At 37.0% G+C, this 23149-nt stretch carries 19 protein-coding genes; 10 read left to right on the top strand and 9 right to left on the bottom strand.

The genetic code is table 11. From position 1 onward, the window contains the following. Positions 1 to 55 precede the first annotated feature (55 nt). Positions 56 to 958 carry an AraC family transcriptional regulator gene (locus HQN86_RS12300; protein ID WP_172661256.1) on the bottom strand — a complete coding sequence of 301 codons (903 nt, stop codon included), beginning with the start codon at positions 956 to 958 and terminating at the stop codon, positions 56 to 58. Between the two features lie 323 nt (positions 959 to 1281). Between HQN86_RS12300 and HQN86_RS12295 the strand changes: the two genes are divergently transcribed. The 5 genes from HQN86_RS12295 to HQN86_RS12275 all read left to right on the top strand — a co-directional run bounded on the left by HQN86_RS12295 (position 1282) and on the right by HQN86_RS12275 (position 9713). Then, the gene (locus HQN86_RS12295; RefSeq protein WP_172661255.1) at positions 1282 to 3618 is read left to right on the top strand and encodes a glycoside hydrolase family 95 protein; all 2337 of its coding nucleotides are present in this window, start codon (positions 1282 to 1284) and stop codon (positions 3616 to 3618) included. 137 nt (positions 3619 to 3755) lie between these two features. Further along, a complete protein-coding gene (locus HQN86_RS12290) occupies positions 3756 to 7004 on the top strand; it encodes a SusC/RagA family TonB-linked outer membrane protein (protein ID WP_172661254.1) in 3249 nt (1082 codons plus the stop codon). Between the two features lie 11 nt (positions 7005 to 7015). Further along, positions 7016 to 8431 (top strand): SusD/RagB family nutrient-binding outer membrane lipoprotein, encoded by a 1416-nt coding sequence (locus HQN86_RS12285; protein ID WP_172661253.1) that lies wholly within the window; start codon positions 7016 to 7018, stop codon positions 8429 to 8431. Between the two features lie 284 nt (positions 8432 to 8715). Continuing rightward, positions 8716 to 9081 carry a hypothetical protein gene (locus tag HQN86_RS12280; RefSeq protein ID WP_048907333.1) on the top strand — a complete coding sequence of 122 codons (366 nt, stop codon included), beginning with the start codon at positions 8716 to 8718 and terminating at the stop codon, positions 9079 to 9081. Positions 9082 to 9182: 101 nt separating this feature from the next. After that, the gene (locus HQN86_RS12275; RefSeq protein WP_172661252.1) at positions 9183 to 9713 is read left to right on the top strand and encodes a ferritin; all 531 of its coding nucleotides are present in this window, start codon (positions 9183 to 9185) and stop codon (positions 9711 to 9713) included. Positions 9714 to 9942: 229 nt separating this feature from the next. Here HQN86_RS12275 and HQN86_RS12270 read toward each other — a convergent pair whose 3' ends face one another. Beyond that, positions 9943 to 10533, bottom strand: coding sequence for a thymidine kinase (locus HQN86_RS12270; RefSeq protein WP_048907331.1), 591 nt, complete (start codon positions 10531 to 10533; stop codon positions 9943 to 9945). A 98-nt stretch (positions 10534 to 10631) separates the two neighbouring features. Here HQN86_RS12270 and HQN86_RS12265 point away from each other — a divergent pair, with 98 nt between their 5' ends. After that, positions 10632 to 11681, top strand: coding sequence for a hypothetical protein (locus tag HQN86_RS12265; protein WP_172661251.1), 1050 nt, complete (start codon positions 10632 to 10634; stop codon positions 11679 to 11681). Between the two features lie 2 nt (positions 11682 to 11683). Here the strand turns inward: HQN86_RS12265 and rodA are convergent, their stop codons facing one another. The 7 genes from rodA to purN form a co-directional block, all read right to left on the bottom strand. Next, positions 11684 to 12952 (bottom strand): rod shape-determining protein RodA, encoded by a 1269-nt coding sequence (gene rodA, locus HQN86_RS12260; protein ID WP_172661250.1) that lies wholly within the window; start codon positions 12950 to 12952, stop codon positions 11684 to 11686. Further along, positions 12945 to 14891 carry a penicillin-binding protein 2 gene (gene mrdA, locus HQN86_RS12255; RefSeq protein ID WP_172661249.1) on the bottom strand — a complete coding sequence of 649 codons (1947 nt, stop codon included), beginning with the start codon at positions 14889 to 14891 and terminating at the stop codon, positions 12945 to 12947. The genes rodA and mrdA overlap by 8 nt, the downstream gene beginning before the upstream one ends. After that, the gene (locus HQN86_RS12250; protein ID WP_172661248.1) at positions 14891 to 15406 is read right to left on the bottom strand and encodes a rod shape-determining protein MreD; all 516 of its coding nucleotides are present in this window, start codon (positions 15404 to 15406) and stop codon (positions 14891 to 14893) included. Before HQN86_RS12250 ends, mrdA begins: the two co-directional genes overlap by 1 nt. Continuing rightward, positions 15396 to 16235: a rod shape-determining protein MreC gene (gene mreC, locus HQN86_RS12245; RefSeq protein WP_172661247.1), complete on the bottom strand. Its 840-nt coding sequence runs from the start codon at positions 16233 to 16235 to the stop codon at positions 15396 to 15398. Before mreC ends, HQN86_RS12250 begins: the two co-directional genes overlap by 11 nt. 43 nt (positions 16236 to 16278) lie before the next feature. Further along, positions 16279 to 17301 (bottom strand): rod shape-determining protein, encoded by a 1023-nt coding sequence (locus HQN86_RS12240; protein WP_048907325.1) that lies wholly within the window; start codon positions 17299 to 17301, stop codon positions 16279 to 16281. Between the two features lie 88 nt (positions 17302 to 17389). Further along, on the bottom strand, positions 17390 to 18916 hold the full coding sequence (gene purH, locus HQN86_RS12235) for a bifunctional phosphoribosylaminoimidazolecarboxamide formyltransferase/IMP cyclohydrolase (protein ID WP_172661246.1): 1527 nt from the start codon (positions 18914 to 18916) through the stop codon (positions 17390 to 17392). 73 nt (positions 18917 to 18989) lie between these two features. Further along, a complete protein-coding gene (purN, locus tag HQN86_RS12230) occupies positions 18990 to 19568 on the bottom strand; it encodes a phosphoribosylglycinamide formyltransferase (protein ID WP_172661245.1) in 579 nt (192 codons plus the stop codon). A 409-nt stretch (positions 19569 to 19977) separates the two neighbouring features. Here purN and rpsT point away from each other — a divergent pair, with 409 nt between their 5' ends. The 4 genes from rpsT (at position 19978) to HQN86_RS12210 (ending at position 23149) form a co-directional block, all read left to right on the top strand. Continuing rightward, a complete protein-coding gene (gene rpsT, locus HQN86_RS12225; RefSeq protein ID WP_048907321.1) occupies positions 19978 to 20232 on the top strand; it encodes a 30S ribosomal protein S20 in 255 nt (84 codons plus the stop codon). Positions 20233 to 20304: 72 nt separating this feature from the next. After that, entirely contained in the window at positions 20305 to 21003 is a 699-nt protein-coding gene (radC, locus tag HQN86_RS12220; RefSeq protein ID WP_172661244.1) for a RadC family protein, read from the top strand. A 5-nt stretch (positions 21004 to 21008) separates the two neighbouring features. Then, the gene (locus tag HQN86_RS12215; protein WP_172661243.1) at positions 21009 to 21746 is read left to right on the top strand and encodes a prolipoprotein diacylglyceryl transferase; all 738 of its coding nucleotides are present in this window, start codon (positions 21009 to 21011) and stop codon (positions 21744 to 21746) included. Beyond that, complete coding sequence (locus HQN86_RS12210) at positions 21743 to 23149, top strand: radical SAM protein (RefSeq protein ID WP_172661242.1); 1407 nt, start codon at positions 21743 to 21745, stop codon at positions 23147 to 23149. The genes HQN86_RS12215 and HQN86_RS12210 overlap by 4 nt, the downstream gene beginning before the upstream one ends.

Here is a 23149-nt window from a genome sequence, read left to right as displayed (position 1 = left end):
CACTTTGTCGCATTAGTAGTTGATTATCTGTGTGTTTATTTTTTTTTGTTATTCTCTATCCAAGCTTTTTCCTTCTGTTGGTCCGGTACTGATTTGGAGAAATGCGCATACTTTTTTTGAATAATCGTGAAAAATGAAAAGGATCGTCATAACCAAGAGAAGTAGCTATCTCTTTTATTTTGGTTTCCGAATTGTATAGGAGTACACATGCCCTTTGCAATTTCAGGTGAATCAGGTAATCCATTGGAGACATACCTGTAGACTTTTTAAACATTTTTGAAAAATGTGAGGTAGACAAGTTGTTTTTACTCGCAAGATCTTCGACCGTAAGTCTCTCACTTAAATTGCTCTTCATGTACGCCACAGTTTCCTTAATCATATTCTTTTCATCCTGAACTTTAACGCTACTATGCTTTTCGGGATAAAGAAAAGTAGCCAGAAGATGATACATGCATAAATTTGTATTTGTTAGATTTTCTTTGCTATAACCAAGTTCTAAATTTTGGTACATGGATTCCCAAATTTGGATGCCCTTTTCATTCAATAAAATTTGCTGTGCACCATCATAAAGATTAATGTTAAATTCCTTGTTAAAAGTATCGATGTCCTTCCCACTAAAATGTACCCAATAAATTGTCCATGGATCATTTATGTCTGCTCCATAACTCATGGCTACTTTTGTAGCTGGTACAATAATAAACTCATTCGGACCAACATCTAAGCGCTTGTCATTGATGATGAACCATCCTTTTCCTCTGGTACAATAGATCAGTATATTATCGGTACAGCCCTCGGGTCTTTCTCTATAATGGTAAGCCGCTTTTGGGAAATAACCGATATAGGTAACATATAGTTGATTCATTACGCGATTACCCTTAATTACACTTTTCCACGCAGAGGCTGGGATACTGATGTATTTTTCTCCCTCAAATCCATCTTGTATTTTTTTCTCGTTCATGTGTCATGTATCTAACAAGTATAGGGATTATTCTTCTTATTTGGGTTTGCTATTTGATGGGATTGATCATTCTTAGTCTAGCAATAGTATTTTATTAGTGTATTCTTAAGATATGATAATGCTATTGATAAGTGAATAGTTCATGTCGATGAATGTTTTTGCTATTTTTTTATTTGTGTCTGTCGTCTATTTTTGTTTAATCCTTAACTTTTTCAACAGAGATAAGATAGTTTAATCCATTCTTTTTTAAAGTTTGTACATTTTAAAAGAAATCAAGACCAGCTACTTTTACCTTCATATAGCAACCAAGTATAACAAACCGAATGACTAGAAGACTATTTTCGCTATTTTTTTTAACAGCCTATGCTACTTTAAAAGTTAGCGCGCAACAAAAGCCATTAAATTTATGGTACGACAAACCTGCACAAATATGGGAAGAAACTTTGCCTCTAGGTAATGGAAGATTAGGTATGACTCCAGACGGCGGGATATCGAAAGAGAAGATTGTATTAAATGACATTACACTTTGGTCGGGTGGTCCTCAGGATGCTAATAATTACGAAGCTTACAAAAGTTTGCCGAAGATACGAGAGTTGATACTTCAAGGAAAAAACGATGAAGCCCAGGATCTTGTAAATAAAGATTTTGTTTGTAAAGGACTGGGTTCTGGAGGCGAAAAATGGGGCAAATACCAGGTGCTCGGAAATCTCGAAATTGACTTTAACTACGGAAACCTAAAGCCTGACGAAATAACTCCTGAAGCATATCACAGAGAATTATCTCTGGATAAAGCGATAGCCAACTGCAGCTATAAAGTAGATGGAGTAAACTATAGAAGAGAGTATTTTACAAGCTTTAGTGGGGATATTGATGTGATCAAAATAACAGCTGATAAACCCGGAAAATTAAATTGCAAAATCTCTATTAGCAGATCAGAAAAATCAGTAGTAAAAACCGAGGGAACTGAATTGCAAATGTATGGTCAACTTGATAATGGGACTGATGGCAAGGGGATGCAATATCAGGCCAGGGTAAATACAAAGTTGAAGGGGGGAAAGGTTACAGTAGATCGGAATGTTCTTATTGTAAAAAATGCAACAGAATTAGTTATTTACGTTTCTGCTGCAACAGATTTTAAAGGATTTGCATTTAAAGAGAAAACAAAGCAATTGTTATCTGCTGCTTTAAAAACTCCTTATGAACTCCAAAAAGGGAAACATATCTTAAATTATGCCAAGCTTTTTAAAAGAGTAAATATAGATTTGGGACAGGGAAAATCAGCTAAGTTTCCCACTAATAAAAGGTTAGACCTCTTTTATAAGAACTTTGCAGATGATAAATCTTTACCTGTCTTATTTTTTCAATTTGGTCGGTATTTAAGTATAAGCAGTACCAGAGTAGGCTTGCTTCCCCCAAACCTTCAGGGGTTATGGGCAAACCAAATCAATACACCATGGAATGGCGATTACCATTTAGATGTGAATGTGCAAATGAACCACTGGCCGGTTGAAGTATCAAACCTTTCAGAATTGAATTTGCCACTGGCAGAATTGGTTAAGAGTCTTGTAAAACCAGGAGAGAAAACCGCAAAGGCATATTACAATGCCGATGGCTGGATTGCCCACGTTATTACCAATGTGTGGGGCTTTACAGAGCCAGGAGAGAGTGCCTCATGGGGGGCAACAAATGCGGGATCAGGCTGGTTGTGTAATAATTTGTGGGATCACTATGCTTTTAGCCAGGATGTTAATTATTTAAAAAGCATTTACCCGGTTTTAAAAGGCTCTGCTAAATTCTATAAAAGTGTATTGATAAAAGACCCAAAAACTGGTTGGTCAGTAACCTCGCCATCGGTATCGCCCGAAAACACGTTCTACCTTCCAAATGGTAAAACGGCAAGTATATCCATGGGACCTACCATTGATAATCAGATTGTAAGAGAATTGTTTACTAATGTAATAACAGCCTCAAAGCTTTTAAATGTAGACGCAGAGTTTAGAAACGAACTGCAGGAAAAACTGAAATCTGTTCCTCCGGCAGGGGTAATCAGTAAGGATGGAAGAATTCAGGAATGGATAGAAGATTATAAAGAAACAGATTTACAGCACCGTCATATATCACATTTATATGGTTTATACCCAGCGGCATTAATTACACCTCTTTCAACCCCAGATCTTGCTGAGGCAGCAAAAAAAACACTTGAAGTAAGAGGCGATGATGGCCCTAGCTGGACCATTGCTTATAAACTATTGTTCTGGGCCAGACTACATGATGGGAATCGCGCATTTAAGCTGTTTAAAGAGATTTTAAAACCCACCTTGAGAACTGATATCAATTACGGTGCAGGTGGTGGTGTTTATCCTAATATGCTTTCGGCAGGTCCTCCTTTTCAAATTGATGGAAACTTTGGCGCAACAGCAGGAATTGCAGAGATGCTAATACAAAGTCATGACGGCTTTATTGATCTTTTGCCCGCTGTGCCTGATGCCTGGAAGGCTTATGGATCGATTAAAGGTCTAAGAGCAAGAGGAAATTTTACAGTTGATATGAGTTGGAAAGAGGGTAAGATTATCAGTTATCGCATCAGCTCAAGCCATCCAAAAAGGGTAAAAGTTAAGGTAAATGGAAAGATCAGTGAGATAATGGCTTCCAGATTGTAATAAAATTGATAGCTACAATCAATTTGTGATGTATTTTAATAAAGATTAATCCTGTTTTGATCTGAGTTCATCAGGTTAGTCGCATTTTCTTCATTTTTTTTAGTATTTTTCTCTAACAAACCTAAAAACTAACCGACATGAAGAAATTTTCCCTAATTTTTTCCTGTTCCTTTTTTCTCGCATTTTATAGTTTTGCCCAGCAAGTTATCAGGGGTAAGGTAATGGATGCAAGTAACGGAACAGGAATTCCGGGCGCAAGCGTGCTCGTTAAAGGTGCTTCAACTGGCACCTCAACCCAATCCAACGGTTCTTATAGTATTTCAGTCCCTGCAAATGCCACAACTCTTGTTGTAAAATACCTTGGGTTTATTAGTCAGGAAGTAGCTATTGATGGTCGTACCGAAATCAATATCTCATTGATGCAAGACTCTGAGTCATTATCAGAAGTGGTAGTAACTGCTCTGGGTATTAAACGAAGTGAGCGCTCTCTTGGTTATTCCACTCAGGAGGTAAAAGGTGATAACCTAACGCTTACCAAAGAGCAGAATGTAATTGGTTCCCTTGCCGGTAAAATTGCAGGAGTGCAAGTTGTAGGGTCATCAGGAGCCAGCATGGGGGGTACCCAAAAGATTAAAATCCGTGGGGTTAATTCCCTTGCAGGCTCAGATCAACCCTTAATAGTGGTTGATGGAACACCGATATCTAACAGTAATTTCTCTAATGGTGGGGGAGGTGCTTCAGGTAGTGATGGAAGTTATACCGGTGCTGATTATGGAAACGTTGCTCAGGATATAAATCCTGACGATATTGAATCAGTGAACGTATTAAAAGGGCCAGCAGCATCAGCGCTTTATGGGTTACGCGGGCAATATGGCGTTATAATGATCACTACAAAAAAGGGAGCAAAAGGACCTAAAAAAGTCGATGTTCAATTTAGTTCTGCATTTTCAATTGAAAAGGTTGGGAATCTGATGCCAATGCAAAATTTATATGGGGCAGGTTCTAAACAAACCTGGAATACGCTTGATAACGGCCAGAAATATGTTCAGATGGATTATGATGAGAGCTGGGGCCCAAAAATGGATGGTACACCAGTTAGGCAAGTATTCAGTTTCTATCCTCAGGATCCTACATACGGACAGGAAACTCCGTTTGTTCCTCATCCTAATAATATTAAGGATTTTTTTGAAACAGGAAACAATGCGGTGAATAGCATATCTGTTTCCGGAGGTGGAGAAAATTCAACATTCAGGCTAAGTTATACCAATGGAAATATAAATGGAATTGAACCAAATACCTGGCTTAGAAGAAACAATCTAGGACTAAATGCTTCCCTTGATGTAACAACTAAGCTTACGGCATCTGCTAACATAAATTACGCAGGTAATAAAGGTCAAAGACCTTCACAAGGATATGATGGAGGGTCAAGAAATTTTGTGCAGTGGTTTCAACGGAATATAGATATGAAACGTTTGAAAGACTATAAATACGCTGACGGCACGTTTCTGCACTGGAACTTGGATGTGCCTAATTCCGATGGTTCGTTAGATAGCTACCAGCCTTTATACTGGAATAATCCGTATTTTGAAGCGAATGAGAACCTAAATAATGATGATAGAGATCGCATATTTGGTGATATTGGTTTAACTTATCAGGTTTTGCCTGAATTGAAATTAAGCGGCTTTGTCAGAACTGATAGCTATATTCAGAATATTGAGGAGCGGTCTGCCGTAGGTGGTCGTTATTTAAGTTCATTCTCTACTGGCAAATACCAGAACAAAGAAATGAATTATGAATTTCTTGGTCAGTATAATAAGAGCTGGGATGACTTTTCATTAGCTGCCAATATTGGTTCTAATATTTATACCCGTAAGTATAACTATTTACTTGAAAAAACAGAAGGGGGTTTAATTAGTCCCGACTTTTATAATATTGCGGCCTCAAAGGATAGGCCTACTGTTACGTCGTACCTACTTAGGCAACAGATACGAAGCTTGTATGCAATGGCATCTTTTGGATATAAAAACATCTATTATTTAGATGCATCAATCAGAAATGATAATACATCCACCTTGCCTAAAAAGAATAATTCTTACTACTATCCATCGGTTTCGGGTAGCATGGTCTTCGGCGAATTGTTAAAATGGAAACCGCTTTCATATGGAAAAGTACGACTTAGTTATGCAATCGCCGGATCAAATGTTAGTCCTTATAGAACGTCATTTGTATATGGAATTGGTGGTATATATGATGGTCCTCTAGGGACTATAAATACTATTTATGTCCCTGATGATATTAAAAATCCTGAATTAAAACCATCATTTGCTCATTCTTATGAAGCCGGTCTTGATTTGAAGTTTTTGAATAATCGTTTAGGAGTTGACTTTACGTTGTATAAACAGCAAAATAAGGATCAGATTATTGAGTTAAAAGTTTCGGGTACAACTGGATTTAATACTACTATAATTAATGCAGGTGAGATAGAAAACAAAGGGGTTGAACTCACCTTAAATGGGTCACCGATAAGATCTCAAAATTTCTCATGGGATGCTGCTTTTAACTTTGCACATAGTAAAAACCTGATTAAAAAGTTGGGTACTGATTCAAAGGTTTATCCAATTAGCTCAAATACCTATGCCGGTAAGTCAGTGTTCCTTAATTCTTATGAACTGGGCTCGTACGGAAGCCTTATCGGGCAGGCCTACCAGCGTGATCCTGCAACTGGTAAAATTCTGCTAGGAGCTAATAATATGCCACTTTACACACCCGCTACTCATAATTTTGGAACAGTGCTACCTCAATACACTGGCGGATTTCTAAATACATTTAACCTCTGGAAATTTAGTATAGCGGCGATGATTGATTTCCAAAAAGGAGGCCGATTCTTTAGCTGGTCCAAAATGCTTGCCCAAAAATCAGGACAGGCGGAAGAGACTGCTGCTATGAATGACAAGGGACATAATATTCGTGATGCTGTAGCTGAGGGTGGAGGGATAAAGATTAATGGCGTGTATGCTCCAGGCACTGTAATAAATGGCACTGATGTTAGTGGACAGGAAGCCAGTCCTTATGTTGAGGCAAGGGCCTACTACAGAAACACTCTAGGAACAAATGTGTATGAAGAGTATCTATATGATGCCTCATATATTAAATTAAGAGAATTAAGTATAGGATATACGTTCGACAAAAAAATGTTTTCTAAACTGCCTTTCCGATCACTTAAGCTTGCTTTTATTGCACGTAATCCTGTTATGATATGGCAAAAAGCACCAAAAGGACTGGACCCATCAGAACTATCAAGTGGAAGTTCATCCATTAGCTGGCTTGAAACGGGAGGACTGAACACGGTTCGTTCATATGGCCTTAACTTGAATATTAACTTTTAACATAGGCAGTCATGAAAAAGATAAATAAATCAGTATTATTCGTAGCGGCAACCGTGTTCTTGTTTTCTGGTTGTAATAAATTCGACGAATCCATAAACAGAGATACAAATAATCCAACGGTTGCCTCTGGTACCCAATTAATAGCAAACTCAGAGCTTAGTTTGCCTACTTTGAGCTCATCCCCTCAGGGAGAGTATTATGCTCAATTTCTGTCAGAAGCATTATATCCCGATCTCTCTCTTTATAATAATGTTAACTTCAGCTTTTATACGCTGTATACAGGCCCGTTGCAGAACCTGGAATCGGTTCTAACTTCTCCATCTTTAGTGCCATCAGAGGGGCCCATAAGTAACCAGCTTGCGGTTGCCAAGATCTTAAAAGCTTATTTTTTCTGGCATATAACAGATAGATGGGGAGATGTTCCATTTAGTGAGGCTTTAAAGGGAAAAAATAATTATACCCCCGCTTATGATACACAACAGTCAATTTATAATAGTCTCTTTAAGTTACTGGATGAAGCAAATTCACAAATTGTTGCAGGTGATATCTCAAACGATATTGTTTATAACGGAAACATGGAGCGATGGAAAAAGCTGGGAAATACCCTTCATTTATTAATAGCACTCAGACTTTCAAAGATAGATCCGAATACAGGAAAAGTGGAATTCAATAAGGCTTTAGCTGCGGGTATTATGGAGTCTAATGAAGATAATCTTGTCTACAAACATTTGGCGAATGCGGCTAATGAAAACTATTGGTATGATCAGATTTCAAACCAAAACCGTAAGTGGTGGGCTTTAAGCAAACCATTGGTAGATTATATAAAACCACTTGACGACCCAAGACTCAAGGTTTATGGGGATGCCAATAAAGCCGGAGACTATACAGGGTTAGAGTTTGGACTTGTAGAGGGCGTTGATAAAAAGGACCCCTCGTTACTGGGGTTAGCTATTCGTAAACAGGACGCCCCGGTTTACCTGGTTACTTTTGCGCAGGCTCTTTTTGCTAAAGCTGAAGCTGCAAAAATGAACTGGATTCCAGGGGCAGATGTCGAAGCTAAAACAAATTACGACATGGGAATTGAACAGTCCGTTAGGCAATGGAACAATGATGATATTAGTGGTCTGGCAAAAATGAAAGCACATGCCGAAATTCAATATAATCCTGCAAATGGCCTTAAACAAATTGCCTACCAGCGTTGGGTTCATTTATTTATGAACGGCTTTGAAGCATGGGCTGAGTGGAGAAGGACTGGTTATCCTGAACTGAGCTCACCCGTAGGTAATCCAGCTAAAGCAATTCCTAGAAGGCAGGCGTATCCAACAGAAGAATCATCTAACAACAAAGCACATTATTCTGAAGCGATCCAGCGACAATTTAATGGTGCCGATGATTTAACTGGGCGATTATGGTGGGATAAGCCTTAAGACGCAAATTGGTTATGTCAAAATCGCTTAATATTTAGACAATTGTGTAAATCTTTTTATAAGCAAATCATGCTTTCTTTGAATTAACCGAGACACAAGCCAAATCTGAATAAGAAACCATCGTAAGTAGTAGCTTTAGAAAGTCTTCTTATGATGGTTTCATCTCTTTAATGCCAGGCGCTCAGAATACCAATCATTTAATTTTTTTAAAATAAATTACCAAACGATTTGGATTAATTCTAAATAATAGTAACCTTTGCAATATCAAGAGTTTAAATGTGAACATGCAGGATTTAGTTATACTACCTTCAATCAATTTTACAGAAGTATTTAATACTAACAAAGGTGCCATCTATCAATCAGACAGTGAGAACTGCTGGTATATAGATTTTGCCGGTAAACTTGCTCGTTTCGATTATCGTAACTTACTTAAACTTAAAAAAGCAGTTTATCAGATCGATATAGAAAATTTGCTTTTAAATAGCACCAAAGCACCAGATCTTGAAATCATTTTTATCTGCGCTTGCGATCATTGCTATGTACTTTCTATCCTGGAAATTATTGCTTTAAAAGAGCTATTACAAGGTACATTTGTAATGTTAGAGCTTAATCACATCATATTCGATCGTTTGCATCGTATAGTTGCCTGATTAACTTAGAATTAGAATCTTTCCATATTACTCTAATATTATCTATTCTTAATTTATTGCATTATTTTTGATGTTATAATATCATTTAAACGATAGTAATTATGAAAGATATCATTCGCGCAAAGTGCTTACTCTCATCAGATGTAGAGACACTTATTAACCAGCAAATAAAAAAAGAAGCCCACTCATCAGCTATTTATCTTTCTATGGCTTCATGGTGTAATCGCAATGGATACGACTTTTCATCTGATTATTTTTTCAAGCAAGCCGAAGAAGAAAGAGCCCATCAGCTTAAATTCTATAAATATGTTTTAGATATGGGAGGTACAGCAATTTCTCCTGACATCACAAATATCAAAATTGAATATAACTCTTTCCGTGAGGTTTTTGAAGAAGCTTTGGATCAGGAAATTAGCGTAACCCAATCTATTAAAAGCATTGCAGCTCGTTGCCATAAAGAACAGGATTATGTAACTCTTGAGTTCTTAAACTGGTTCTTTAGAGAACAAAGAGAAGAAGAATATAAAGCTCGTCGTGCCCTTGAATTGTTTGATGTAATCGGAGAAGAAGGAACTGGAAGATGGCAGATTGACAAACACGTTGGCCAGATTAAATACGAAAGCGAGGCTTAATCTAATTTAGCCAGTTTACCCTGGTATTTTAAGGTACATACTGATGAAACAGTATGTACCTTTTTTTGTTTATTGATAATATAGGCCATGTCAAAGAAACATAAAAAGAACAAACACTCTAAGCAGGAAAAAAAGGATAAAAAGAAAAAAGACTGCTGTGAGAAATACCTTAGAGGAAAACGATGTAAAAATTGTCCCCTGGCCTAGCTTTGTAATCACTTTATGCTTTTTAATTCAGGATAACGTTATCGGCCAAATGATAGCACCGTCTGCAACGAGGCTCATAACTGTCCTTTTCGCCTAATAATATTTTCGATTCGCTAGCAACTTTACGGAAAGAGTACATCGCCGGACTACCACAACGAACACAAACTGCATTTACCTTTGTTACCAATTCTGCAATAGCCATTAGCGCTGGTATGGGACCGAAAGGTTTACCAAGAAAATCCATATCTAACCCGGCTACAATAACCCTTATTCCTTTTTGAGCAAGTTTGTTGCATACGTCAGGCAGGTCTTCATCGAAAAACTGAGCCTCATCAATACCGACAACCTGAGTATTGGCATCTAAAAGTAGTATTGAAGATGATGTTTCTACCGGTGTTGATTGAATTGAATTTAAATCGTGAGACACCACTGCATTTTCGTCATATCTGGTATCTGTTTTAGGTTTAAAGATTTCAACATTCAGCTGAGCAATTTGAGCCCTTCTTAATCTCCTTAATAATTCTTCTGTTTTGCCCGAAAACATAGAGCCGCAAATTACCTCTATGCTACCGCAAAACTCTCCTCTTCTGTAATTTTGTTCGCTGAATAACATCGTATTGTAGTACTTATAGCCTGCTAATATCAGAATTTTGTAGTACTTTTGAATGGCAAGTTACCAACATAAAAAGTCAATTCTTCCGTTATTAAATTATGATGAACCAAGGTGATATTTTCAAAAAAATAGGACAAATACTAAACGAACTTCAAGATCAGTACGAGTTTTTAGCTCATAATCCAGAGCAATTGAATGAGTTAGAACTGGAACTGTTTATGGCAAATGCCAATTTTTTGTCGGATCATGTTCAAATTGTAAAGAAGTTAAATAACAATAAGCCTGTAAAGGAAATACCTGAACATACTTTAGACAGTGTTGTAGAAAAGGAAGAGCCTTTAATTTCTCAAGAACCAGAGAATGTTCGGGAAGTGGAAGAAGTTAAGAACCACGTTCCGTCTTTTGAATTTATTTTAAATGATAATTCATCAACTGATAAGTTTGACTTCGAAGAAAAATCTGTTGATAGTATTTTTGACAGGCCATTAAGTAAAGAAGAAGAACGCATTATTGCTGAAAAGCAGAGGTTAATGGAAAGCAAGTCGCAGTTTGAAACAACTGATCAGCAGCCGACTGAAAAAGTAATTCAGGAACCTGCTCTTGTGACTAGCGGAATTGAAGAAGCAACAATTGACGAGGAACCAGAACCAATTCAGGAACCCGTTGTTTATAAAGAAGAACCAGTCGTTCAAGTACAGGAAGAACCAGAAGCGCTAGAACCTGCTCCAATACCTACTCCTGAACCTGTTGTTTTTAAAGCCCCTGAGCCAGCCAAAGCTTTTGTAAATGAAACTACACCAGAACCAATACAACAAGAGCCTGTAAGTAATGTAAGGCCTACCTTAAACGATATTCTGGCAGGCAAGAACAATAATAGCTCTGTTAATTTGAATTTGGAAAGCAACAAGCCCACAATAACAGATCTTAAAAAAGGAATAACTCTTAATGAAAAACTATTATACATTAAGGATTTGTTTAATGGCTATAATCTTGCTTATTCCGAAGCCATCGACCTGATCAATAAAATGCCTGATTTAAAGACTGCAGATACGTTCCTAAAAAATAACTATGCAGAGAAGAACAACTGGGCTTCAAAACAGACTACTGTAGATAAATTTTACGAATTGCTAAGTCAGCGTTTTTCATAGGCTTAGATAAAGCCCATTCTGTTTGAGTCCAGCTTAAGGAATATAAACAACAATATTGTAAAACTCCAAAGCGATGATCCTCCATAACTGATAAAGGGTAGGGGTATGCCAATTACAGGCACAATGCCTATGGCCATACCAATATTTATGAATACGTGGAAGAACAGGATACTGGCAACACAATAACCATATACTCTGGAGAATGTAGATCGCTGTCGCTCTGCAAGGTTAATTAAGCGAAGTAAGAGGAATAAGAACAATCCAATCACTACAAAGCAACCTACAAAACCCCATTCTTCTCCAATTGTAGAGAAAATGAAGTCAGTACTCTGAGCTGGAACATAACCATATTTAGTTTGGGTCCCCTGTAAAAAACCACGACCTGTAAGTTGGCCCGAACCGATAGCTATTTTAGATTGTATCACATTATAACCAACACCCTTTGGGTCTATCTTTAATCCTAATATCAGCTCTATCCTTGTACGTTGATGCGGTTTCAAAACCTTCTCGTAGGCTAGTTTTACCACAAATAAATAAGCAATTGCTATTATTGTTACAAGAATTGCAGAAAACATAACCTTCTGTTTTCGCTTGTTTTGATAAACAAAGAAACCTCCAATAAGCAGAATAGTAGGAATTAATACTTTTAATGGAACAAGGAAGTCGGCCACAAATAACACAATCATTCCTAAAAAGATCAGCAAAAAGTAACCAGATAAACCTTCTCTGTACATTGGAAACATGAAAGCCAAAAATACAAGAGCCGATCCAGCATCAGGCTGAAGCATGATAAGCACAAGAGGAATGCCCATAATCAATCCCGCAAAAGCTATAGATTTTAAATCTCTGAATTTAGGACTGAAGCTGCTAATATACCGGGCGAGCAATAGAGCCGTACCAAACTTCGCAAACTCAGAGGGTTGCAATCGAAACCCACCACCTAGTGATATCCAGGCCTGGTTACCACCGACATTTCTACCAACCACCAAAACAATAATGAGTAGTAGTACTGTAACACCGTATACAATAGGCGAGAAGACGCTAAAGAACTTGGCATCCAATAGCAAAATTGAAAAACCCAACACCAGACCCGCAATAACATAGATCAATTGTTTTCCGTAATTGCTGCCAAAATTAAACACAGAGGTGTCAGTCGTGTTATGTACTGAAGCATAAATATTTACGTAACCAACCGCACACAAAGCAATGTAAATTAGGATAGTAATCCAATCTACATTGAAGAAGAATCTGTTGCTTTGCTGATTAGTCATTTTTTTTATCTATCACTTTTTTTGGTTCAACAGCATTAATGCTTTTTTTAAGTGAATCCGCTTTTTTAGCAGAATCAATAAGGGCTGCTTTGGTTTTCACTTTTGGTTTTGGTAGCGCAGGAAGAATAACTTGTTTTTTCATCCATTCTACTCCACCTCTTCTGTTTGGAGGTATACTATCTTTAAGATACTTCTCTGTAATATAACTTGCAATTGGCGCCGCATAAGTGCCCCCGTAGCCAGCATTTTCTACAATAACTGCGATGGCAATTTTTGGATTATCTCTGGGGGCAAAGCCAATAAATACGGAGTGGTTTTTGCCACGTGGATTTTGTACAGTACCTGTTTTTCCACACATTATAATTCCATCTATTCTCGAAGCCAAAGCAGTACCCCATGGCGAATTTACTGCTTCCTGCATCCCATCAATTACAGGCCCGAAGTGTGCTGCATCAACACCAACATAGTTTTTCTTTAGATATTCCTTTCTAATCACATGATCTTTTCCGATAGATTTAACCAGGTGAGGCTTTATATAATAACCTTTATTAGCAATGGCCGCCATAATATTTGCCATCTGTAAAGGGGTTGCATCCATCTCGCCTTGCCCAATGGCTAACGAAATTACAGTTGAATAGCCCCAATACTTGCTGTACTTTTTTGAATAATAAGATGCGTCGTATAGCCTTCCTTTACGCTCTCCCGGTAAATCTATACCAAGGGTATCGCCAAGGCCCCAGAGCTTTACTTTCTTTTGCCAGTAATCATATGCTACTTGCTGATTCCTATTAAATTTTTTCTGTGTTAATAGTTTCTGAAATACATAACATGCATAAGTATTACATGATCTGGCAAGACCTCTTCGCAATGCAATATTTCCGTCAACGTGCTCACATTTAGTAGTGTGGTTTCCAACACGGAAATAGCCCGGGCAATTAAATGTGGTGTTCTCATCAATAACGCCTTCCTGTAGCCCAATCAGCGCATCTAAAGGCTTAAAAGAAGATCCTGGCGAATAATAACCTTGTATAGGACGAATGTTAAGCACACGGTTTGGATTTTTAAGTAAATCCATATAATTATTGCCCTGTTGGCGGCCAACCATTAAATTCGGATCATAACCCGGACTACTTACAAAAGCGAGGATTTCGCCAGTAGCAGGTTCTATTGCTACTATACTGCCTACCTTATTTTTCAGTAATTCTTCACCTAGTTTCTGGATTCTTACATCCAGAGAAGATATCAATTGCTCTCCTGAAACCGCCGAAGTATCGAATTTCCCTTCCGCATAACTACCCTTTGGTACATTGTGCGCATCATAAAGCATATTTACTACACCCCGTTCACCTCTTAGCGCAGTTTCATAAGCTTTCTCTACACCTGTTTTTCCTATGTAATCTCCAGGTCTGTAATAGCCTTCAGATCTTTCAATATCGGTAGGGCTTACTTCTTTTATATACCCTAAAAAGTGACCGGCTATGCTATCGGGATACTGTCTTATCGTTCTGCTTTGTACAAAAAAACCAGGGAAACGATATAGTTTTTCTGACAGCGATTGATAAATACTTACGGAAAGTTGTTTTTCAAATATGCTAGGTTGGTATCTCGACTGGTTTAAAGCTTTCTTAAAATTCTTTTTGAATTTTATGGTATCAATACCAATAATGCCACAAAGAGCAAGCGTATCAAATTCTTTTACGTCGTTAGGTATAACCATTAAATCGTATACCGGCTCATTCTGTACAAGAATCTTTTCGTTTCTATCTAAAATAACTCCACGGGCCGGAAAAGTGTAAAGCTTTCTCAACACATTACTCTCTGCAGAAAGGAAATATTTGTCGCTAAATACTTGTATATAAAAAAGTGTACCTAATAATATCAATGAAACAACAATGAATAATCCTTGTACAATATATTTTCGGTTAAACAGATTATCCATTAGCGTACCTTTCTGTTATAAAATATAAACTCGATCAAGGTAACAAGAAACAGTGTGAAAATTCCACTTAAAAGACACTTTAGTAGCGTGTATGAAAATTCAGTTAATCTAAATGTTTCTAAAAAGAACAGCACAATGTGATGTGCAAAAGTGCATAAAAAAGCATATAGAAGAAACCATTTAATGCCCATATTTCCCAGAGTAGGTTCCGGTTCATCAAAGCCATCCCTGCTTACCGTTACAGAAATAAACAGTATCCTTACAAAAACTAAAGTTACACAAGCTGCGGTATGAACACCCAATGTATCATAAAATGCATCAAGAGTTAAACCGGTAACAAAGGCGATTAAGTAAAGTAACAGGTTGGGAATTCCAAATGGAAGCAATAGCAAAAACAATATGTAAACAAAAGGAGTTGCCATATTGTAGAAACTCAAATTCCTTAGTAAAAGGATTTGAAATAAAAGTAGTATAAACCACCTGACTACGTTTGTTAATACTAATCTACTGCTCATTGGGTAATTTCGCTTCTAATTCTGTTTGTTCCTTTGCTAGTTTATTTTTAATGACGTAAACGTATTGTAAGGTACTAAAATCATTGAACAGATTGATTTCAATGGTCATGAAGTTATCTCCGGTGGATATGCCAGTGTTACTAACTGTGCCCACAGGAATGCCCGAAGGAAAAAATGAGAACCCCGATGTAACTACCGTATCCTTTAGATTTACTTTAAAGTGATTAGGAATATCTTTAATATAGGCCTTTCTGTAATCGGAATTTCTGTCGCCCCATACTAACGATCCTACCGCATTGTTTCTCTTTAGGCTCACGCTAATGTGCGTGTCCTTATGTAGTAGCGAACGTACAGTAGCTAAGTGCTCAGAAACATCCTGTACAAAGCCTACAACGCCCCTTCCTGGCGAAATGACAGGCATATTAGTTTCCATGCCATCGGCTTTGCCACGATTAATAGTGATAAAGTTATTCCGGTTGGTAATGGAGTTTTTAATAACCCTGGCCGAAAGATAAGTGTATTGAGGTACTCCGGCCGTGTCTTTTACTACAACATCCTTAGCCGTGTCTATATTTTTAAGGGCAAGTATCTCCGTCTTCAGTTTCGCATTCTCTACTGCCAGGCTATCATTTACAGAACCCAGGTTAATGTATTTTTTTAATACATTAAGGTTGTTGTACACATCACCAACAACTTTATTTGTCGAGTTAATGGTTACACTTCGTTGGTAGGAGTTGTTTCTTACGGTAAGAACAACTCCAACAGTAAAGAAAATGATGAAGAAGAAAAATGCGTTATATCTGCTTATAAAAATCCAAAGGTTACGCATATTCTAAATATAAGAGGGAAGCCCTTAGTTTATCTTCATTTAATTATTGCATTAAAAATTTGAAACCGCCAATGTTTTTTAAGGCGATACCTGTACCACGTACAACTGCACGAAGAGGATCTTCTGCAACGTGAACCGGCAATTTCGTTTTAGCAGCTACACGTTTATCTAAACCACGAAGCAATGCACCACCACCTGTTAAGTAGATACCTGTTTGGTAAATATCAGCAGAAAGCTCTGGCGGAGTAATCTCTAAAGCTTTAAGAATAGCCTCTTCGATTTTTGAAATTGATTTATCTAAGCAATGCGCAATCTCAGTATAAGATACGGTGATCTGTTTAGGAACCCCAGTCATCAAGTCTCTTCCCTGTACCGCAAAATCAGCTGGTGGATCCTGTAATTCAGGTAATGCAGCACCAACTTCAATTTTAATTTTTTCAGCAGTACGATCGCCAATCATAATGTTGTGCTGGCGACGGATGTAGTTTACAATATCAGAGTCAAAGTTATCTCCCGCAACGCGGATAGACTGATCGCACACAATACCTGATAAAGCGATTACCGCGATCTCAGTTGTACCACCACCTATATCAATGATCATGTTGCCCATTGGTTCTTCCACGTCGATACCAATACCCACAGCAGCAGCCATAGGCTCATGGATCAGGTAAACCTCTTTAGCACCTGCAATTTCAGCAGAGTCTCTTACTGCACGTTTTTCAACTTCAGTAATACCGGAGGGAATACAGATTACCATTCTTAACGAAGGAAACATCCAGCCTTTACCGCCATTTAACATGCGGATCATACCTTTGATCATGGCTTCAGCAGCATTGAAATCAGCAATAACGCCATCTTTAAGGGGCCTTACTGTTCTGATGTTATCGTGGGTTTTACCCTCCATTTGCATGGCCTGCCTGCCAATTGCTATAATTTTATTTGTTTGTCTGTCAAAAGCAACAATTGAAGGTTCATCAACTACTACTTTGTCATTATGTATAATCAAGGTGTTTGCCGTACCTAAATCGATAGCAACTTCTTGTGTAAACCAATTAAATAGACCCATTTATAGGTGATAATTTAAGTATTAAAAATTCTGTGTACTATAGTAATGTAAAACTACGTCTTTTTATTGTATTGAGAGACAAATAAAGTTAGTGTTTGAAATGTCTGATGCCAGTAGTAACCATGGTTATACCTTTTTCATTAGCCATATTTACAGAATCAGCATCTTTAATAGAGCCACCTGGCTGTAAAACTGCAGTAATTCCTGCTTCAGCAGCAATTTCTACACAATCAGGGAACGGAAAAAATGCATCTGAAGCCATTACAGAGCCTTTTAAGTCAAAACCGAAAGCCTCTGCCTTTACAATTGCTTGTTTTAATGCATCAACTCTTGAAGTTTGACCAACACCACTAGATAATAGCTGATCGTTTTTAACAAATACGATGGTGTTTGATTTTGTATGCTTTACAATTTTATTAGCAAAATGTAGATCAATTAATTCCTGGGCAGTAGGTGCTTTTTCTGTTACAGCGGTCATTTGATCCGGACCTTCGATAACTAAATCCTTATCCTGCTCAATAACTCCGTTTAACAAAGTTTTAAATTGTTTTTTGCTCAATTCTACATCGTTTCTCTGTAAAATTACCCTGTTCTTTTTAGCACGGAAAAGCTCAACAGCTTCAGGCTGATAAGAAGGAGCAATTAATACTTCAAAAAACAATTTATTAATTTCTGTTGCTGTAGCAAGGTCAATCTCTCTGTTGGCAATTAATACACCACCAAATGCAGAAACCGGATCACAAGCTAAAGCTACGTTCCAGGCATCTAAAAGATTTGTTCTTGAAGCTACGCCACAAGCATTTGTATGTTTTAAAATAGCAAATGTAGGCGCCTCAAATTCGTCAATTAATGCAACAGCAGCATCAACGTCAACAAGGTTGTTGTAAGAAAGCTCTTTGCCATTTAATTTAGTGAACATTGCATCTAAATCGCCATAAAACACACCTTGCTGATGTGGGTTCTCGCCATATCTTAAGATTTGTGCTTTGCTGATACTTTGTTTAAATACGTTAAGCGGTTCTTCAGTATTGAAATAATTGAAGATTGCAGTGTCGTAGTTAGAAGAAGTATGGAATGCTTTTTTGGCGTATGCTTTACGTTGAGCTAAAGTAGTCTCTCCATTCTGATTTTCCAGTTGCTCCTGTAAAGTTGAATAATCATCTTTAGAAGCAAGGATTACTACATCATTAAAGTTTTTAGCTGCTGCTCTAATCAGTGAGATGCCACCGATGTCTATTTTTTCAATAATTTCTTCTTCAGAACCACCAGCTTTTAGTGTTTCTTCGAAAGGATATAAATCAACAATAACAAGATCTATTTCTGGAATCTCATACTGAGAAATTTGTTCCTGATCTGAACTTAAAGCTCTGCGGTTTAAAATACCACCAAAAACTTTAGGGTGTAAAGTTTTAACTCTTCCGCCTAAAATTGAAGGATAACCCGTAAGGTCTTCAACTGCGGTAACAGGTAAATTTAAATCTTTAATAAATTGTTCTGTACCTCCGGTAGAAAACAATTGAACACCTTGTTTTGCCAGCAGGCGAACTAAAGGCTCTAAACCATCTTTGTAATAAACTGAAATTAAAGCGTTTTTGATCTTTATCGATTGACTCATTAGAGAAAAATTTTGAGCCGCAAAATTAGTTTTTTTAACCGAGAAATTAGTATGCCTAAATAATAAAAATATACTATTTTTTTATCTTTTTAATAATCCCATCTATGATACGGGGATAATGCTGGTGCTCTAATTGCTGGCCTTTAAACTTAATCATTTCCAAATTATCGTCTTTGTCAATACGGTATTTTGCCTGATAAATATATTCTCCTTCATCGTAATTTTCATCAACATAATGTATTGTTATGCCACCTTCAGTTTCCTTGGCAGCCAGTACCGCATTATGTACATGATCTCCATACATTCCTTTTCCGCCAAACTTAGGTAATATAGCAGGGTGTATGTTTACAATACGTCCCGGATATTCATTTATTAAATTTTTAGGGATTAGCCATAAAAATCCTGCTAATACAATCAGATCCACATCCAGATTTTTTAGCAGATCAATAATATTATCGGTTTGATAAAATTCATGTCTGTCAAAAATATGAGAAGGGATTTCAAAATTGTCTGCACGCTGTAGAACGTAGGCATCAGGGTTGTTGGTAAGCACCAATGCAATTTCTACTTCAGGGTTATTTTTAAAATGCTCCATTAGCTTTTGGGCGTTAGATCCTGACCCTGAGGCAAATATGGCTATACGTTTTTTCATGGGGCAATATAAATTGAGGCTATTTATTCTTTTTCAAAGGTAGTAATGTTATCATTATGTCCAAAAATAGCATTTTAAGCGTTTAATGAAAGCTTTTAATTCGGTTTTTTGATTGATAAATATAGCTGTTGGTATTGATCGGCACTGTGTTAGAATGTTGCTGGTTCGACATTACTTCGCAAAACAGGTGTTTTTTTCGAACAATTGGTGCTCTAAATTCGATTTATCTAATATCTAACATGTATTAATGTGGTATATTGATGATACAAGTATTTATGTTGGAGAAGATTAAAAAAAATATTTATGTTCTGATTTTGCATTTTAAAAACATTAGTTCTATATTTGCAGTCCGAAAAATAAGAAGAAATAAAAGAGCTGGTCTCAACATAAAATATTTTAATAACAAAAAATGGCAAATCATAAATCTTCATTAAAAAGAATTAGAGCAAACGCAACTAAACGTTTACGTAATAGATATCAAGCAAAAACAACTCGTACGTTTATTAAAAGACTGCGTGCTGCTGAAGATAAAAAAACAGGACTAGAATTACTTCCTAAAGTAGTTTCTATGTTAGATCGTTTAGCCAAAAAAAGCGTTATTCACAAAAATAAAGCAGCTAACAACAAATCTAAATTAACTAAGTTTGTTAATAGCTTAAAATAAACATAGCTTTACAATATTGTAAAAGGGATATGCATTGCATATCCCTTTTTTTATGTTCAAAAAAGCGTTCCAATGAAACCATATCAACCAAAACTGGGGATAAAATTATGGGCAGAGGCAGATAGGCCTCGCGAAAAACTATTACTTAACGGCCGCAGGCATTTAACCGATGCCGAGCTTATAGCTATTTTAATTGGTTCTGGAAACAGAAATGAAAGTGCTGTTGATCTAAGCAAACGAATACTTGCCGAGTATGGAAATGATCTGGATGCACTAGGCAAAGTTTCTGTTAAAAGCCTTTCGAACTTTAAAGGCATTGGAGAAGCAAAAGCAATAGCTATAGTTGCCGCATTAGAACTGGGTCGTAGGAGAAAGGATACAGGAGCAACAGAGGTGGTGCATATAGCATCATCAAAGGATGCCTTTGAAATAATGATGCCGGTTTTTGCCGACTTAAATCATGAAGAGTTTTGGATCTTGATCTTAAATACGGCAAATAGGGTAATCGGAAAGCAGATTATTAGCAAAGGTGGGTTGGCAGGTACGGTAGCAGACCCAAAAATTATTTTTAAAACTGCACTTGAACATAACGCAGCTTTTATTATTCTTGCTCATAATCATCCTTCAGGAAATCTGAAGCCCAGCAGTCAGGATTTACAGCTTACAAAGAAGCTGGTAGAGGGAGGGAAGATGCTTGATTTACAAGTATTGGATCATCTTATTCTTGCAGATAAGGGATATTATAGCTTCGGAGATCAAGGGTTAATCTGATAAACATGAATTTTCCCGTTCGTTTTGAGCTTTTTGGTGAGTTATATCATTGGCATTATATTTTTGAAACACTAGCCTTTCTTATAGGCATTAGGGTTTATTATTTCTTAAAGAAAAAGATAGTTGATCCTATTTCTGATGAAAACAGGTTGTGGATTATGCTGGGGGCAATGATTGGTGCACTTATTGGCTCCCGGGTCGTTGCTGCGCTTGAGGATCCGGAATCAATAAAACATTTAAGTTTGCTGGCATTCTTCAGTAATAAAACTATCGCAGGAGGTTTTATTGGAGGGTTGTTTGGCGTAGAGCTTATCAAAAAAATTATAGGCGTAAAGATTGCCTCCGGTGATCTTTATGTAATACCAATTATAGTTGCCTTGTTTATTGGGCGCATAGGTTGTTTTTTAATGGGTATAGATGAGCCCACTTTTGGTGTTGAAACACATTTTTTTACGGGGATGGATCTGGGTGATGGTTTAAAAAGACATCCAGTGGCACTCTATGAAATGATCTATATGGTGTTTCTTTTCCTATTCTTTATTTTTTTGAAAAAGAGGCTGATCAATGGCGATCACTTTAAATTGTTTATGGTTTTATATTTTTTATATCGATTTCTGGTAGAATTTATTAAACCGTATCACCCATTGTTTTTGGATTTAAGTGTGATCCATTGGATTTCATTGTTTATATTCAACTATTATTACAAATTTATTCTTCGCATCTCAAATAGCATCCTCAAATGAAAATAAGAAATTATATCTATTACGATTATACAAAAAGTCTGTGTCCGGAATGTCTGGAACTAATAGATGCAAAAATTGTTTTTCAGGATGAGAAGGTTTATATGCTAAAACATTGTAAAACCCATGGCGATAGTAAAGTTGTGATTGCCGACGATGTAGAGTATTACAAGCAGATCAGAAATTACAACAAACAGTCTGAGATGCCTTTGAAATTTAATACCAAGGTACATTATGGTTGCCCATATGATTGTGGCCTCTGTACAGATCATGAACAGCATTCGTGTTTAACAATAATAGAAGTAACAGACCGATGTAATTTAAGTTGCCCAACCTGTTATGCTATGTCTTCTCCGAGTTATGGTAGACACAGAACTCTTGAAGAAATCAATAAAATGATGGATACGGTAGTGGCGAATGAAGGGGAGCCGGATGTGGTTCAGATTTCTGGAGGCGAGCCAACTGTGCATCCCGACTTTTTTAAAATTCTTGATCTTGCAAAGAGTAAGCCCATTAAACACCTAATGGTAAATACAAATGGAATTAGAATTGCAAAGGATATTAATTTTGTTGAAAAGCTGGCCTCATATATGCCTGATTTTGAAATTTATCTTCAGTTTGACAGTTTTAATGCAGCCGTTTTAACAAAGTTAAGAGGAGAAGACCTTACAGAAGTAAGGAAAAAGGCGATAGATAATTTAAATAAGTTTAATGTTTCGACCACATTGGTGGTAACGTTACAAAAAGGCTTGAATGACCATGAAATTGGTGATATCCTAGATTACGCTTTAAAACAAAAATGCGTGCGTGGAGTAACATTTCAGCCAACCCAGGTTGCCGGCAGAAATGACAATTATAACGATCAGCAGGGAAGGATAACGCTTACAGAGGTTCGTAGGAAAATATATGAACAGTACCCATTGTTTACCCCGCAGGACCTGATTCCGGTGCCTTGTAACCCTGATGCACTTTGTATGGCTTATGCGTTAAAAATTGGGGATGACGTAATACCTATGACACATTTAATTAATCCAGAAGATTTGCTGAACAATTCAAAAAACACCATCGTTTTTGAACATGATGAGAAACTGAAGGAGCATCTGCTGAATTTGTTTAGTACAGGAATATCTGTTGATTGTGCAGAGGGAGAGTTTGGAGAGCTTATGTGTTGTTTGCCAAGAGTAAAATCAGATCATTTGAATTATAATAACCTGTTTCGCATCATTATAATGAACTTTATGGATCCTCTGGATTTTGATGTACGGGCAGTAAAAAAATCATGTGTTCATATTGTGAGTGATAAAATGAAGATCATCCCATTTGAAACAATGAATATTTTTTACAGAGATAATAAAATCGATGATATCAGAGAAAAGTTAAACGAACGTTTTAAATTAATACAGTAA

This window comes from Pedobacter panaciterrae, from assembly GCF_013204795.1.
Lineage (GTDB): Bacteria > Bacteroidota > Bacteroidia > Sphingobacteriales > Sphingobacteriaceae > Pedobacter > Pedobacter panaciterrae.
The sequence above is the reverse complement of the archived record's forward strand: the minus strand, read 5'-3'. Positions and strand labels throughout refer to the sequence as shown.

What these genes read in the sequence shown, in the direction of transcription:
- HQN86_RS12210 (WP_172661242.1), top strand. Translation starts at nt 21,743, where the DNA reads ATGAAAATAAGAAATTATATCTATTACGATTATACAAAAAGTCTGTGT.
- mreC (WP_172661247.1), bottom strand. Translation starts at nt 16,235, where the DNA reads ATGCGTAACCTTTGGATTTTTATAAGCAGATATAACGCATTTTTCTTC.
- HQN86_RS12280 (WP_048907333.1), top strand. Translation starts at nt 8,716, where the DNA reads ATGCAGGATTTAGTTATACTACCTTCAATCAATTTTACAGAAGTATTT.
- HQN86_RS12300 (WP_172661256.1), bottom strand. Translation starts at nt 958, where the DNA reads ATGAACGAGAAAAAAATACAAGATGGATTTGAGGGAGAAAAATACATC.
- mrdA (WP_172661249.1), bottom strand. Translation starts at nt 14,891, where the DNA reads ATGGATAATCTGTTTAACCGAAAATATATTGTACAAGGATTATTCATT.
- HQN86_RS12270 (WP_048907331.1), bottom strand. Translation starts at nt 10,533, where the DNA reads ATGTTATTCAGCGAACAAAATTACAGAAGAGGAGAGTTTTGCGGTAGC.
- HQN86_RS12295 (WP_172661255.1), top strand. Translation starts at nt 1,282, where the DNA reads ATGACTAGAAGACTATTTTCGCTATTTTTTTTAACAGCCTATGCTACT.
- HQN86_RS12290 (WP_172661254.1), top strand. Translation starts at nt 3,756, where the DNA reads ATGAAGAAATTTTCCCTAATTTTTTCCTGTTCCTTTTTTCTCGCATTT.
- rpsT (WP_048907321.1), top strand. Translation starts at nt 19,978, where the DNA reads ATGGCAAATCATAAATCTTCATTAAAAAGAATTAGAGCAAACGCAACT.
- HQN86_RS12265 (WP_172661251.1), top strand. Translation starts at nt 10,632, where the DNA reads ATGATGAACCAAGGTGATATTTTCAAAAAAATAGGACAAATACTAAAC.
- HQN86_RS12215 (WP_172661243.1), top strand. Translation starts at nt 21,009, where the DNA reads ATGAATTTTCCCGTTCGTTTTGAGCTTTTTGGTGAGTTATATCATTGG.
- HQN86_RS12285 (WP_172661253.1), top strand. Translation starts at nt 7,016, where the DNA reads ATGAAAAAGATAAATAAATCAGTATTATTCGTAGCGGCAACCGTGTTC.
- purN (WP_172661245.1), bottom strand. Translation starts at nt 19,568, where the DNA reads ATGAAAAAACGTATAGCCATATTTGCCTCAGGGTCAGGATCTAACGCC.
- HQN86_RS12240 (WP_048907325.1), bottom strand. Translation starts at nt 17,301, where the DNA reads ATGGGTCTATTTAATTGGTTTACACAAGAAGTTGCTATCGATTTAGGT.
- radC (WP_172661244.1), top strand. Translation starts at nt 20,305, where the DNA reads ATGAAACCATATCAACCAAAACTGGGGATAAAATTATGGGCAGAGGCA.
- HQN86_RS12275 (WP_172661252.1), top strand. Translation starts at nt 9,183, where the DNA reads ATGAAAGATATCATTCGCGCAAAGTGCTTACTCTCATCAGATGTAGAG.
- rodA (WP_172661250.1), bottom strand. Translation starts at nt 12,952, where the DNA reads ATGACTAATCAGCAAAGCAACAGATTCTTCTTCAATGTAGATTGGATT.
- HQN86_RS12250 (WP_172661248.1), bottom strand. Translation starts at nt 15,406, where the DNA reads ATGAGCAGTAGATTAGTATTAACAAACGTAGTCAGGTGGTTTATACTA.
- purH (WP_172661246.1), bottom strand. Translation starts at nt 18,916, where the DNA reads ATGAGTCAATCGATAAAGATCAAAAACGCTTTAATTTCAGTTTATTAC.